Annotated in this window: 10 protein-coding genes and 2 rRNA genes (1 of these 12 cut by a window edge); 8 read left to right on the plus strand and 4 right to left on the minus strand. The window is 60.3% G+C overall.

Going from position 1 to position 14,334, the window contains the following annotated elements:
* Together A0W34_RS02790 and rrf are read left to right on the plus strand one after the other, a co-directional pair.
* A 23S ribosomal RNA gene (locus A0W34_RS02790) occupies window positions 1-2,664 on the plus strand; it begins 472 nt to the left of the window's first position.
* A 153-nt stretch (window positions 2,665-2,817) separates the two neighbouring features.
* Window positions 2,818-2,934 (plus strand): 5S ribosomal RNA (gene rrf / locus A0W34_RS02795).
* Window positions 2,935-3,245: 311 nt separating this feature from the next.
* On the opposite strand, the gene pdxR is transcribed toward rrf, so the two are convergent.
* On the minus strand, window positions 3,246-4,640 hold the full coding sequence (gene pdxR, locus A0W34_RS02800; protein ID WP_081305463.1) for a MocR-like pyridoxine biosynthesis transcription factor PdxR: 1,395 nt from the start codon (window positions 4,638-4,640) through the stop codon (window positions 3,246-3,248).
* Between the two features lie 47 nt (window positions 4,641-4,687).
* Between pdxR and A0W34_RS02805 the strand changes: the two genes are divergently transcribed.
* From A0W34_RS02805 to A0W34_RS02820, 4 genes are all read left to right on the plus strand, one after another.
* The gene (locus A0W34_RS02805) at window positions 4,688-5,146 is read left to right on the plus strand and encodes a carboxymuconolactone decarboxylase family protein (RefSeq protein ID WP_007727180.1); all 459 of its coding nucleotides are present in this window, start codon (window positions 4,688-4,690) and stop codon (window positions 5,144-5,146) included.
* A 620-nt stretch (window positions 5,147-5,766) separates the two neighbouring features.
* A complete protein-coding gene (locus tag A0W34_RS02810) occupies window positions 5,767-7,230 on the plus strand; it encodes a hypothetical protein (RefSeq protein WP_231915070.1) in 1,464 nt (487 codons plus the stop codon).
* A 129-nt stretch (window positions 7,231-7,359) separates the two neighbouring features.
* Window positions 7,360-8,058, plus strand: a complete 699-nt coding sequence (locus A0W34_RS02815) for a class F sortase (RefSeq protein ID WP_058039293.1) — start codon at window positions 7,360-7,362, stop codon at window positions 8,056-8,058.
* A 77-nt stretch (window positions 8,059-8,135) separates the two neighbouring features.
* On the plus strand, window positions 8,136-8,933 hold the full coding sequence (locus tag A0W34_RS02820; RefSeq protein ID WP_007727170.1) for an SDR family NAD(P)-dependent oxidoreductase: 798 nt from the start codon (window positions 8,136-8,138) through the stop codon (window positions 8,931-8,933).
* Between the two features lie 14 nt (window positions 8,934-8,947).
* On the opposite strand, the gene A0W34_RS02825 is transcribed toward A0W34_RS02820, so the two are convergent.
* Window positions 8,948-10,069 (minus strand): GGDEF domain-containing protein, encoded by a 1,122-nt coding sequence (locus A0W34_RS02825; protein ID WP_042450505.1) that lies wholly within the window; start codon window positions 10,067-10,069, stop codon window positions 8,948-8,950.
* Window positions 10,070-10,244: 175 nt separating this feature from the next.
* Between A0W34_RS02825 and A0W34_RS02830 the strand changes: the two genes are divergently transcribed.
* Both A0W34_RS02830 and A0W34_RS02835 read left to right on the plus strand, forming a co-directional pair.
* Window positions 10,245-10,889 carry a GntR family transcriptional regulator gene (locus A0W34_RS02830; protein WP_007727164.1) on the plus strand — a complete coding sequence of 215 codons (645 nt, stop codon included), beginning with the start codon at window positions 10,245-10,247 and terminating at the stop codon, window positions 10,887-10,889.
* Entirely contained in the window at window positions 10,889-12,163 is a 1,275-nt protein-coding gene (locus A0W34_RS02835) for an MFS transporter (RefSeq protein ID WP_081557280.1), read from the plus strand. The genes A0W34_RS02830 and A0W34_RS02835 overlap by 1 nt, the downstream gene beginning before the upstream one ends.
* Before the next feature lie 45 nt (window positions 12,164-12,208).
* Here the strand turns inward: A0W34_RS02835 and A0W34_RS02840 are convergent, their stop codons facing one another.
* Together A0W34_RS02840 and A0W34_RS02845 are read right to left on the minus strand one after the other, a co-directional pair.
* Window positions 12,209-13,780, minus strand: coding sequence for a flotillin family protein (locus tag A0W34_RS02840; protein WP_050655914.1), 1,572 nt, complete (start codon window positions 13,778-13,780; stop codon window positions 12,209-12,211).
* 11 nt (window positions 13,781-13,791) lie between these two features.
* Window positions 13,792-14,307: a DUF1449 family protein gene (locus A0W34_RS02845; protein ID WP_037129298.1), complete on the minus strand. Its 516-nt coding sequence runs from the start codon at window positions 14,305-14,307 to the stop codon at window positions 13,792-13,794.
* Window positions 14,308-14,334 lie beyond the last annotated feature (27 nt).

Genomic DNA, 14,334 nt, shown 5'->3' on the forward strand with positions numbered 1-14,334 from the left:
CGTGAAATCTGGTGTGAATCTGTCGGGACCACCCGATAAGCCTGAATACTCCCTGGTGACCGATAGCGGACTAGTACCGTGAGGGAAAGGTGAAAAGTACCCCGGGAGGGGAGTGAAATAGTACCTGAAACCGTGCGCTTACAATCCGTCAGAGCCTTCGAGCAGTTTACTGCTGGGGGTGATGGCGTGCCTTTTGAAGAATGAGCCTGCGAGTTAGTGGCATGTCGCGAGGTTAACCCGTGTGGGGTAGCCGTAGCGAAAGCGAGTCCGAATAGGGCGATCGTAGTGGCATGCTCTAGACCCGAAGCGGAGTGATCTACCCATGGCCAGGTTGAAGCGACGGTAAGACGTCGTGGAGGACCGAACCCACTTAGGTTGAAAACTGAGGGGATGAGTTGTGGGTAGGGGTGAAAGGCCAATCAAACTCCGTGATAGCTGGTTCTCCCCGAAATGCATTTAGGTGCAGCGTCGCGTGTTTCTCACCGGAGGTAGAGCTACTGGATGGTCTAGGGGGCCCACAAGCTTACCGAAATCAGCCAAACTCCGAATGCCGGTGAGTGAGAGCGCGGCAGTGAGACTGCGGGCGATAAGGTTCGTAGTCGAGAGGGAAACAGCCCAGATCGCCAGCTAAGGTCCCTAAGCGTGTACTAAGTGGAAAAGGATGTGGGGTCGCGAAGACAACCAGGAGGTTGGCTTAGAAGCAGCCACCCTTGAAAGAGTGCGTAATAGCTCACTGGTCAAGTGATCCTGCGCCGACAATGTAGCGGGGCTCAAGTACACCACCGAAGCTGCGGCATTCACGCAATAGCCCCCCTTCACTCTGCGGAGTGTTGGGCAGGTGTGTGGATGGGTAGGGGAGCGTCGTGTGGCCATGGAAGCGGCAGGGTGACCTAGCCGTGGAGGCCACACGAGTGAGAATGCAGGCATGAGTAGCGAAAGACGAGTGAGAAACTCGTCCGCCGAATGACCAAGGGTTCCTGGGCCAGGTTAATCCGCCCAGGGTGAGTCGGGACCTAAGACGAGGCCGACAGGCGTAGCCGATGGACAACGGGTTGATATTCCCGTACCCGTGTGAACGCGCCCATGGTGAATCAGTGATACTAACCATCCTGAAGCCACGAGAAGACCTTCGGGTCTCGAGTTGGTGGATGCATGGGACCTGATCTGGTAGTAGCCAAGCGATGGGGTGACGCAGGAAGGTAGCTGAGCCAGTCAGTGGTAATACTGGTGTAAGCGTGTAGGGCGTGACCTAGGCAAATCCGGGTCGCACATAGCCTGAGACGTGATGCGTAGCCGATTGAGGCGAATTCAGTGATCCTATGCTGCCGAGAAAAGCCTCTAGCGAGCTTTCACACGGCCCGTACCCCAAACCGACACAGGTGGTCAGGTAGAGAATACTAAGGCGATCGAGATAACTATGGTTAAGGAACTCGGCAAAATGCCCCCGTAACTTCGGGAGAAGGGGGGCCCTGTCTGGTGACGACATTTACTGTCTGAGCTGGGTGGGGCCGCAGAGACCAGTGAGAAGCGACTGTTTACTAAAAACACAGGTCCGTGCGAAGTCGTAAGACGATGTATACGGACTGACGCCTGCCCGGTGCTGGAAGGTTAAGAGGACCGGTTAGTTCCTTTTAGGAGCGAAGCTGAGAATTTAAGCCCCAGTAAACGGCGGTGGTAACTATAACCATCCTAAGGTAGCGAAATTCCTTGTCGGGTAAGTTCCGACCTGCACGAATGGCGTAACGACTTCTCAGCTGTCTCAACCGTAGACTCGGCGAAATTGCATTACGAGTAAAGATGCTCGTTACGCGCGGCAGGACGAAAAGACCCCGGGACCTTCACTACAGCTTGGTATTGGTGTTCGGTTCGGTTTGTGTAGGATAGGTGGGAGACTGTGAAACGGTGACGCCAGTTATCGTGGAGTCGTTGTTGAAATACCACTCTGATCGAATTGGACCTCTAACCTCGGACCATGATCTGGTTCAGGGACAGTGCCTGGTGGGTAGTTTAACTGGGGCGGTTGCCTCCCAAAATGTAACGGAGGCGCCCAAAGGTTCCCTCAGCCTGGTTGGCAATCAGGTGTCGAGTGCAAGTGCACAAGGGAGCTTGACTGTGAGACTGACAGGTCGAGCAGGGACGAAAGTCGGGACTAGTGATCCGGCACCGGCAAGTGGAAGCGGTGTCGCTCAACGGATAAAAGGTACCCCGGGGATAACAGGCTGATCTTCCCCAAGAGTCCATATCGACGGGATGGTTTGGCACCTCGATGTCGGCTCGTCGCATCCTGGGGCTGGAGTAGGTCCCAAGGGTTGGGCTGTTCGCCCATTAAAGCGGCACGCGAGCTGGGTTTAGAACGTCGTGAGACAGTTCGGTCTCTATCCGCCGCGCGCGTTAGAAACTTGAGGAAGGCTGTCCCTAGTACGAGAGGACCGGGACGGACGAACCTCTGGTGTGCCAGTTGTTCCGCCAGGAGCACCGCTGGTTAGCTACGTTCGGAAGGGATAACCGCTGAAAGCATCTAAGCGGGAAGCCTGTTCCAAGATGAGGTTTCTCACCCCCTCGAGGGGGTAAGGCCCCCGGCAGACCACCGGGTTGATAGGCCAGAACTGGAAGTGCAGTAATGCATGCAGGTGACTGGTACTAATAGGCCGAGGACTTACCACAAAGAAGCTACGCGTCCACTGTGCGGTATCTGAAACAACACACAGATACTGATGAGAAACCCTGTTTTCTCCATCCCCCAACACCAGAAACTGGTGTTGACGGGTGGTGAAACCAGGTGATCAGAAGAAGGTTACTGTGACAGTTTCATAGAGTTACGGCGGTCATAGCGAAGGGGAAACGCCCGGTCCCATTCCGAACCCGGAAGCTAAGCCCTTCAGCGCCGATGGTACTGCACTCGACAGGGTGTGGGAGAGTAGGACACCGCCGAACACACATTAGAGAAGCCCCCCAACCAGTACTGGTTGGGGGGGCTTTCTCGTACCCAAAACACCCCACCCCGCCAACACCCGAAAGCACCGCCGCCGGCACCCCCGACTTCGAGCGAACGGCACTGTCGTCGCCTCAGATCGACCGAACGCACCGTTCGCACCATCAAGGGGCGCGAGCACAGCGGGCTCACCACCCCGTCCGGGATCGAGTGAACGACACGCTCACCCTCTTGGGCGAGGGGAACGGTACGTTCACTCCATCAGGGCAGGGCAGGGCAGGGCAGGTGAGCGGATGCGCAGGGCCGGCAGGCGTTATCGCAGAGCCGCCTGCAGCACCTCGCAGAGCACGTCCAGCGTCTTCGAGTACTGCGACTGCGTCGGCGTGCTGTAGCCGACGACGATGCCGTCACCGCCGACTGACGACACGTCGGGATGTCGGAAGACCGACAGCCCTTCGAGCCCGAGATCGCGCGCCCGGGCCGCTGCAAGAACAGATTGTTCGGTGCCGGAGGGCAGACGGATCACAGCGTGAAGTCCCGCGGAGATCCCCTCGACCCTGACCTGGGGTACTTGCTGCGCAAGTGTCGCGACCAGTTGATCGCGTCGTCGTCGGTACGAGGTGCGCATCTTTCGAATATGGCTGTCGAATCTTCCGGATTCGATGAAGTCCGCCAAGGTCAATTGATCCGTTGAACTTACCCAGCGTTCGTAGGGTCCCTTTGTTGCGAGGACAGGTTCGATCAGCCTGTCCGGCAACACCATCCATCCGATGCGAATTGCCGGCGACAGTGTCTTGCTGACAGTGCCCAGGTACGCAACGTGCTGCGGTGCGATTCCTTGGAGTGCACCGACAGGTTTTCTGTCGTAACGGAATTCGCCGTCGTAGTCGTCCTCGATGATGACGCCGCCCGTAGTCGTGGCCCATTCGAGAGCGGTCGCGCGCCTCGCCGGTGTGAGGGGACCGCCGAGAGGGAACTGATGGGTCGGCGTCAGCAGAACACTCTCAGCAGAAGTAGACGCCAATTCGTCTGTGCAAGTGCCTGATTGGTCAACCGATATGGGAACTGTCAGCAGCCCTTCGTCGGCGAGCAACTGCCGGTGCAGGTGAAGGCAGAAAGCGTCGACCGCAATCGTTCCTCCGAGTGCGCGGGCAAGGAGGGAGATCCCGTGACCCGAGCTGGCACTGATCACAATGCAGTTCGGATCGACGCGAACGCCTCTGGTGCGGCTCAGGTATGTGGTGAGGGCGTTTCGGAGTTCGACTCGGCCTCTGGGATCAGTAGTCGCGAACGCGTCGGTCGGCGCGGTGGTCAAAGCACGTCTGGCGGACGAAATCCATGCAGTGCGGGGAAACGCCGACGCGTCGGGCGATCCAGGGAGAAGGCTGTAGGTCCAGCGTCGTCGAGTCGGTGATGGCTCGACCTCGCGGGTGTGTGTGCTGGCGAGCGTGGCGACCAGGGTCCCGGAACCAGGCCGTGTGACAAGCCACCCAGCTGCGGCGAGCTCGGCATAGCAGTCCGCAACGGTGTTTCGGGCAACTCCGAGGTCGAGCGCGAGGGTGCGGGAAGGTGGGAGTCTGGTGCCGGGCTTCAGCAGTCCACTGTCGATCGCGTCGCGAAGGGTCTGAAGCAGTGCAGCGCGAACCCCGATTCCCTGTGGCAGCTCGATATGTAGATCGAACCCAAGATTGGCCCACGAATTCACCACCGGATTGAACCATGTTTCCGGGTCTTTCCGGGATTACCGTTTGAGTTATGACTACAGCAACAGGACAAAGACTGGATATCGCAAAGCTGGCGCCCGAGGTCTACAAGGCGATGATTGCGTTGGATGCCGCTGCACGCAAGGGGCTGGAGCCGACGCTCGTCGAGCTGGTCCTCACGCGTGCGTCGCAGCTGAATCATTGCGCATGGTGCCTGGACATGCACACTCGCGACGCACGAAAGGTCGGCGTGACGGAGCAGAAGCTCTACCTACTGAACGCGTGGGAAGAAGCGCGAGGGATGTACTCCGATCGTGAACGTGCCGCGCTCGCCTTGACCGAGGCCGTGACAGTCCTCACCGACGGTTTCGTTCCGGACGAGGTGTACAGCGAGGCTGCCGGCGAATTCTCGGACGTGGAACTGGCTCAGCTCATCAGCGTCATTTTGACGATCAATGCGTGGAATCGCATTGCGGTTACCACGAGGAAGGCGCCTCCGGTCCGAGACTGATCCGAGGCTCGTGCTCCGCTCTCCGGCAGGGCAGGGTTCCGCCGTCGGAGATCTGGGTAATCGGCGCAAAGAGGACCAAAAGATTGGTTCAGGGTGTGAACAAAACCAACAGATTCTTTGAATGTGAGGCAAATCACATAATGTGAGTGGAGATTGTTCTGGGTCATCTACAAGTTGCCCGAATCCCGACAAAGCAGTCTCGGTCGGAAGTTTCCGGCGAAGGGGTCCGCATAGCGGGCCCCTTCTTTTGCGCGCGAGCTGAAAACGCCCCTTCCTGTGAGTTTCCCCAGAATGTCCAAGTTACCGACTGGCTAGCGTTGGCGAAATGTCGGGAACGTCGCGGTTGGATGAGCAGATTTTGGGGGGATCGCGATTGTTGTGCGGTTGGACAAAGGTTCAGTCACCTTCATGGCTAACTCGTCATCCGAATGTCCAAGCTGCGCCCTGGGTGCTCGACGATTGGGTGATCTTTCTTGAAACATGCACTACATTGCCATTCAGTAACTGGCTGATTGCCAAAAGTGATCGGCTGATCCTCTCGGAAGTGAGCGCTGGGTGGCGTGGTATTGGGAATCCAGGCAACCGTCCCGCTACCGAAATGTCTTGAAAGGGAAGCTTTGATGACTGTGTCTGGTTCACGGCGTAGGCCGCTTGTTCTCCGGCTCTCGCTAACTGCAGCTATTGCCGTAACGGTCGCCGGTAGTAGCGTTGCTTTTGCTTCGCCAGCTGTGTCCGCGCCGATGCCGGTGCGAACCGCGGCCGCTCCGGCGTTCACCGCCGGGTTGTGTGAGGGCACCGAGTACACGCCCTCGGAGCAGATGCTCGACATCTCCGGCATTCGGCTGGATCACTACAACGACGGCAACATCGTGCCGATGTACGGCACCACCGATCGGGGTACCTCGGCCGCGGTGGATGCTCCGGTCTGCGGTGTCCGCGATGTCGACGGAATTGCGAAGTCGGAATGGATGTACTGCACGGACTTCGATCTCGATCCGTGTGCCGGTGTCGACGAGAACGGTTTGCCGGTTGACAAGCACAACGACGAGATGGGTGCGACGGTGCCGTCTTCGGGCAATCCCGATCTGTCAGCCGACGATCTCGCTGTCATCAGTTGGTTGCTGCAGAATCCCGCCAAACTCGACGGTGTCGTTTCGGGAAATGGCAGCGAGGATGCACGTTCGGCGCGGCAGACGCTTGTGTGGTGTGTCTCGGACTACGACAATCCGCTGATGGCCGATTTCAAAAGCCTGTGTGACAGGAACATCGGCGACGACGAGCGAGCTCGCATCGTCGAGATCATGAACGTCACGCAGACGCTCGACCTCGTTCGCAAGACACCCGCGACGGGGACTCTGAAGGCCGGCGAGACTGCCGTTTTCACCCTGAATACGAATATGTACCGGAAGCCGATCACTGTTCAGTCCTCGGCGGGCACCGAACTGACCGTCTGTGGTGACAACGCCAAGGCGACGTTGTCTGCAAATCAACTGACGGTCGACGGCCGCGGCGACGCACCGACTGCTGTTGATCTTTGCCTCACCGCTGCGGCCGGCGGGGACTACTCGGTGACTGCAAGCGTCATTCCGGATTCGGTCGAGAACCTGCACTGGAACACGGCAGGCGCACAGTGCCAGATCTTCGCGTCGTTCGACACCGTTCGGCCGGCTTCGATGAATGCATCTGCCAGCGTCGGATATGCAGCAGCACCCACGACGACACCGGCAACGAGCACGCCGGCAACGACCACACCGGCAACGACCACACCGGCCACCACGACGCCTGCAACCCCGGTCGTTCCGATCGTGCCGATTGTTCCGATCGTGCCCATCGTGCCGATTGTGCCGATTGTGCCGATCGTGCCTGTAGTTCCGGGTGCACCTGTTCCGTCGCAGCCGGTTGCAACTCCCGCAACTCCGGCGCCGTCGGCTCCGAAGCCGGCCACTGGCCCCCGCCCGGTTGCCATCGACGGTGGTGCTGCTGAACAGAATTCAGGCCGCAACGTCGCCGTCGCAGTGACGGGCCTCGGGCTTGTCGGAATGGCTGCTGCCGGAGCAGTTGCTCTCCGCCGCAAGCGATCCTGACACCAGGCACGTGTAGTAGACGTCGGCACCGATCACGCTTCGTGTGATCGGTGCCGACATTGATCAGACGCAGGGGGCGTCAATTCGCACGAGGTGCCGGGGGCGCCTCATCCCGCAGGAGACAGTTCGATGACCATGTACGAGTCGGATCCCAATCCATCCAATCCATACGACGATCCCAACCACGATCAGCCCGCGAGTCCAGGCAAAGGGCGTCGTGTCGCGTTCATTCTGGCTCTCATCGCGGTGTTGGTCGCCGGTGCTTCCATGGCCTTCGTCGGCCTGCGATCCTCCGATGACGATGCTGCGATCCCGCCGAGTCCGGGAGTTGTCATGTCGCACTCCGCGAATCCGGCAACGCCTACGGATGCGTTGATGACTCCCAACACCCTTTCGCTCGACCCGGTCGGTGTTCAGGCGCCGATCGTGGACGCCACCGTGCCGGAAGGAGTTCTCACTCCGCCGGAGAACGTCAAGAACGTCGGAATCTGGCTCGACGGTGCATCTCTCGATTCCGCCACCGGCACGACCTTGATTGCCGGACACGTCAATCTGACCGGCCAGGGTAACGGCGCGCTGTTCGACCTGGGCACGATCGAGCCGGGTGAAGTGATCCGTACATCCGACGCGACGGGTAAGAGCACGTCGTGGAAGGTGACTGCGGTGACGACGCGACCGAAGGCCGATGGTGTGGAGGAAAGCGTGCTGGCCGGCCCGGAGGGCCCTCGTAAGTTGGCAGTCGTAACCTGCGGCGGCGAACTGCAATTCGCGGACGGTGTGGGCAACTACGCCGACAACGTCTACCTGTACGCGGATCTGATGCTCTGAGACACAGGAATGATTCCGACGGTCCCCGATCCCTCTTCGTAGCGATCGGGGATCGCCTGTTGGATAGTGTCGCAGGTATGGATCTTCACTTGTCTGGAAAGCGTGCGATCGTTGCCGGTGGTAGCAAGGGGATCGGTCTGGCAATCGCCAGAGGTCTGGCCGCTGAAGGGGTCGACATCGCGATACTCGCGCGCACTGAGCGAACCGTCGTAAGCGTTGCACGAGATTTGGTTTCGGAGTTCGGAATTCGTGCGATCGGAGTCGTGACGGATACGCGAGACGACGACGCGGTTCAGGCGTCGGTGCGGCAAGTGGTAGAGGAGTTCGGCGGTGTCGACATTCTTGTCAATTCGGCAGCGACGCCGTTCAGCGCCGGAAAGCCGACGGATTTCGAGGCGACCACCGACGACGTCGTGCGAGACGAAGTCGAAGTGAAAGTGCTGGGGTACCTGCGAACTGCGCGCGCTGTAGCGCCGTATCTGATCGATCAGGGTTGGGGTCGGATCATCAACATCAGCGGTTTGGGTGCCAGACAGGCAACTTCGATCGCCCACACGATCCGCAACGTCAGTGTGTCTGCACTGACCAAGAATCTTGCAGACGAGCTGGGCCCCAAGGGAATCAACGTCACCGTCGTCCATCCGGGCGTGACGAGGACCGAGAGGTTGACCGCACGGATTACGCGCGAGTCGGAAGAATCCGGCCGCTCGCAGGCAGAGGTGGAGCGTGGTATCGCGACGAACTCGATACATCGGATCATCGATGCCGAAGAAGTAGCCGACGTCGTGACCTTCCTGGCATCGCCGCGAAGCATCGCGATCACCGGTGACGCAGTGGCAGCGGGTGGAGGAGTGCCAGGGCCGGTCTACTACTGAAATTGTGCGTACTGCTACCTGCCGGCGGTGGTGACGATCGTGTGAACGCGTCCGCCGCCGAGTCTCTTGCTTTCGTACATCGCCGAATCGGCGACTTTCTGCATGTCCGTGAACGCTGCTGCGCGGTCTTCTCCGGCGACGAATTTGTGGGTACGCACGGCGATTCCGATGCTCGAAGTCGACGGTATCTCGTCGGTATTCGAGTGCATTGCCGGTCCGATCGAGTTGAGCATCGGTCCGATGGCTGGCACGGAAAGTCTTTGGACGAGGATGAATTCGTCGCCACCGACCCGCGCGACGACAGCATCGGCGTGTGCCCAGGCGGATAACCGCTGCGATACCCGGAGAATGATGCGATCGCCGACGTCGTGGCCGTGCACGTCGTTGATCGTCTTGAACCGGTCGATGTCGATCGCGATCACGAGTAGTGCCGCAGATTCTTGACGCTGGAACCCCTCGAGTACCTTCTCGACGTGGCGGTCGAGGCCACGACGGTTCAAGAGGCCGGTGAGAGGATCGAGGTCGGAACTGGAAGCATCCATGCTGAGCATCGTCAGCACGATCTGCGAGATGAATGCGCAGACCACCAACGCGGTGATGACGACCAGTACTTTCGAAACACCAAGGGCTGGATCGCGATCCGGCCCGAACAGAATTGGCTGCGCAGCCACCGCGATCACAAGAAGCGAAAAAGCTATGTGCGCGATCTGCAACTTCGGGTTGTGGAAGTAGGCGATGTAGATGCCGACCAGAGCAAAAATGACACAGGTGAGCAATCGTGCGAGCTGGGAGGAATCTCCAACGACGGAGATCGTGACCGCGATGTCGCAGAAGACCACGAAACCGAACGAGCGACGCTTTGTGGGGCCGAAGACCCACCATGAGACTCCGACTACGAAGCACGAGATCACGACAACAGTATTGAAGAACAGCGCAATCGTGCTTGTCGGACCGGCAGGGCTGAATCTGTTCAGTAGTGCGCACACTCCCAGTCCGATGACAATGATGCCAAGTAATAGCCGGGTGGCGGTCGTGAGGCCGTTGTCGCGGAGATAGCGAGTGAAGCGGTCGTATTGATCGGGAAGAATCAACCACTCGCGGGTCAGCGTCCTCATCGACTTCATCTGCGATGTCATGAGTGCATCAGTCTTCGAAGGCTGGAGCGTGCGCCATTCATCGCGAACTGATTCCTCTTCTGTCTGGCACCTTGCAATGCTAACTGGATCGATGCCGCATCGGACCGAGATGTTCGGATCGGTGACCCGGATGTCTGCGTTGCGCCAGCGTGGAGTATAAATACATCTTGTGTCTATGTTGTATTCCGCTTCCGAAACCGTCTTCCGCGAAGTCAAGGAGCTGATCCTTTCCGGCGAGCTCGCCGGCGGGGAGCTGATCAGTGAGGGTGACATCGCTGCACGGACCAATGTGAGCCGAACGCCGGTGCGTGAGGCGTTTCTGCGTCTCGAATCGGAAGGTTGGATGCGCCTCTATCCGAAGAAGGGGGCGCTGATCGTCCCGGTCGCGGATGGGGAAGCGGAACACGTAGTCAGTGCCAGACAGCTCGTCGAGACTCAGAGCGTTCGAGTGGTGTCGGTCCGACCGCACGCACGGGAAGCGCTTGTCGCAGCGTTGCGCGCGAATCTGATCGAGCAACGTGAGATTGCTGATCGCGGGGACGTGGCCGCGTTCAGCGCAATCGATGCAGACTTCCACAAGATGATCGTTGCCGCCGGTGGGAACCCTTTGCTCGACTCGTTCTACGCGAGTCTGCGCGACAGGCAACGACGGATGACAGCCCGGTCGATCTCACGCGACCCTGGCCAACTCTCGCGCATCCTTGCCGATCACACCGCGCTTACCGACCTCGTCGACACAGGCGATGCCGACGGATACAACACTGCCGTCCTCACACACATGCGCCAGGTCCACGGCCTCGGCTTCGAAGGAACTCTGTGATGAGCACCCAAACGATCGGCGCTGGGACCGCGGCCGAAACTCGTCTCGAGGGTGAACGCCTCTCCGGCGGAAAGTGGCTGTGGCTGACCGTTGCCGCCAGTATGTTCGCCGCTGCCTGGGGCGGAAACGAATTCACCCCACTGCTGGTGATGTACCGACTCGACCACGGCTATTCGCCGGTGATGGTCGATTTCTTCCTCTTCGCCTACGTCGTCGGAATTGTGCCGGCCCTGCTGCTCGGCGGCCCGCTGTCCGATCGATTGGGTCGACGCCCGATCATGCTCCCCGCGCCGATCATCGCGATCGCCGGTTCGACGCTGCTCGCTTTCGGGGCGGACTCCGCCGCTGCTCTCATCCTGGGAAGAATCCTCTGTGGCATCGCCTTGGGGATCGGTATGGCCGTCGGCGGCTCCTGGGTCAAGGAGTTGTCCACGCAACCTTGGGACCCGACGGCGTCGGAAGGCGCAGGTGCTCGGCGAGCAGCGATGAGTCTGACCGCGGGCTTCGCCTTGGGAGCGGGTGCTGCGGGAATCTCGGCGCAGTGGGCGCCCATGCCGAGTGTGTTGGCGTACGTGCTGCACATCGCGATCACCGTCCTCGCCGCCATGGCGCTGTGGCGTGCGCCCGAAACACGACCGGCACAGGCGAAATCCGACCGTCGCAGGTTGATCGACGACCTCAAGATCCCCTTGGCAGGTCACCGCAGATTCCTCTACGTCGTCGTTCCGTTGGCGCCGTGGGTGTTCGGTGCCGCCAGTGTCGCGTATGCAGTTATTCCGGCGCTCATGACCGGGCACAGTGGCGATGCGCCCGTGGCCTTTTCGGCTCTGCTGTGCATGGTCGCGCTGACATGCGGATTCGCGATTCAGTCGTTGGGGCGCAAGATCGACACCGACCGCAGTGCTCGTGGCGCCGTTGTGGCTCTGGTGTTTCTGGTGGTCGGTATGGCCGGTGCTGCTCTGGTTGCGTCGACGCTGACCGTGGCGATCGCGATCGTGGCTGCAGCGATCCTCGGTTGCGGGTACGGCATGGCACTGGTGTCCGGGTTGCTGGAGATCCAGCGAATCGCGGGGCCGGACGATCTGGCAGGATTGACCGCGGTGTTCTACTCGATCACCTACATCGGGTTCGCGGTGCCTGCGTTGCTGGCGATGCTGTCGGAAAGCATTCCGGCACTGAGCTACACGGTGACTCTGCTGTTCGGATCAGCCGCCGCCGCTGCCTGCTTGATTCTGATTCTCTTCAAGTCGCGTTCACATCTTCCGAGCGCGTGAAGCCGGCCCGCCGACTCCTGCGAGAGTCGGCGGACCGGGGCGAAATCACGCGTCTACGGTTGCGGAACCGTTTTCCGAATTGTGGACCGAATTGTGTACCGAACCAGCCGGAACCGATGCGGTCTTGTTCAGGCCGTTGAGCAAACCGGTGATATCGACGCCTGAGCTTTCGAGAGTTTCGATGACACCGGCAATCACCTGGGGACTGATGCCCAGGATCGAGCCGATCGAACCCTGCGCCCCGTCGCTTCCGCCGACGATGGAGATCCGATCGATGTCGCCGACCGGCTTCGCTGCTGCTGCGGTGGCGTCGACCAGTGCTGCCAGAACGTCAGGCAGAGTGAGCAACTGCGCGGCCTGCGGGGTGTAGGAATTGAGCGCCTCGGCGATCTGACGCTTACCGGCAGCCTCGGCTTCGAGCTTGGCGCGCAAACCATCCGCTTCGGCCTGCTGTTCGGCGCGAACGGCGTCGGCCGCTACCTTGCGGCCGTCAGCTTCGGCTTCCAGACGTGCTCGAAGGCCGTCGGCATCAGCCTGCTGCTCGGAGCGAACAGCGTCGGCGACGAGCTTTCGTGCATCGGCCTGAGCCCCGCCGGCCTGCCTTGCTGACTCGGCCTGTGCCTGGGCGCGGAGGATCGCGGCCTGTCGCTCACCCTCTGCGCGTGCGATGGAGGCTTGGCGTTCGGCCTCGGCCGGTGCAATGACATCTGCCTGCAATGCCGCTTCCGATTGCTGGGCGCGACGACGCTCGACCTCGGTGCGAGCTTCGACGCGGGCCGCCTCGGCCTGCTCACGTGCGATGCCGACGGCCTTCTCGGCCGTTGCCTGCGCGAGTGGTCCGGCCTGGTCGGCTTCGGCGTTCTCGGCTTCGGTCTGTGCTCGAAGGCGAGCGAGTTCGACGTCGCGCTTCTGATTTGCACTCGCGATCGCAGTGTCGGCCTCGGCCTGTGCGACGGAGCCTGCCTGTCGCGCCTTTGCCGACTGGATCTGCGAATCACGCTCTGCTTCAGCAGTTCCGATCGCGGCATCACGTTTGACCTCGGCGATGCGGCGCTGACCGAGCGATTCGAGGTAGCCGTTGAAGTCGGAGATTCCCGCGATCTTGATGACATCGACTTCCATGCCGATGCGTGCGAGGTCGCCGCCTGCCTCCTCGACCACGCTGCGTGCGAGCGAATCGCGGTTGGAGTTCAGATCCTCGACCGTCATGGTCGCGGTGATTCCGCGCAGGCTGCCGGCGAGGATTTCGTTGATCTGCTGCTGGAGTTCGTCCAGGTCGGAGGTCAGGAATCGTTGCACCGCTGTCTGAACCGCTTCGTCGGCGGAACCGATTCGTACCAGGCCGACTGCCTCGACGTTGACCGGAACACCGTCGTTGGAGAGCGCATTCTTGAGATTGATGCTGACGTTGAACGGCTCGAGCGACATGATGTCGACGCGTTCGATTCCCGGAATCTTGAACCGGGCTCCGCCGCGGACGACTTTCGGCTTGCCTCGTCCGGTGAAAACCGCCACTTCGTTCGGCGGGACCTTGACGTAGTTCTTCACGTAGATCGCGGGGAGAACGATGAAGATGATTACTGCGACTACAACCGCAATGATGATGATTGGCAGCATGTATCGAGTCCTTAGATCGCGTCGTCAACCGTGACGACGTGAAGGTATTGATCGTCTACATCGGCGATGTAGACGGTGGTGCCGGTGGTGAGCGCCATCGGCTGTGCACTGACGGCCTTGGCCTGCACGCGATTGCCTTCGGCGTCGACGAACGAGACTTCTCCCCAACCTTCGGCTGCAATGGTGAGGGTGACGGTGCCCAACAGCCCGGAGTACGAAGCTCGTCCGATGTGCGAATTATCTTGTTGTTCAAGGAGATAGGGGAGAAGTAGGCCGCGCGTGACGACAACGAGAACGGCGGCGAGTGCGAGTGCTGCAATCGCCGCTACCAATGTCGGAGCGTCCGCGAGAGTGGCAGCTACGCCGCCGGCGCCGAAGCCGAAAAGTGCTGTGGCCAAGGTTGTCAGGCTCAGAAATGGCAGCCCGTCTGCGTGGCCGCCGCCCAGATCTGCAACCTCGCCGACGGCAAAGGCTCCGACCAGGGCCACGACCCCGATCACGAAACATATTGTGAATACAACGAACATCGATCCCCCGATCTACCTGTCGAGGAA

Source organism: Rhodococcus sp. BH4 (genome assembly GCF_002079265.1).
In the GTDB taxonomy this organism is placed as follows: Bacteria; Actinomycetota; Actinomycetes; order Mycobacteriales; family Mycobacteriaceae; genus Rhodococcus_F; species Rhodococcus_F qingshengii.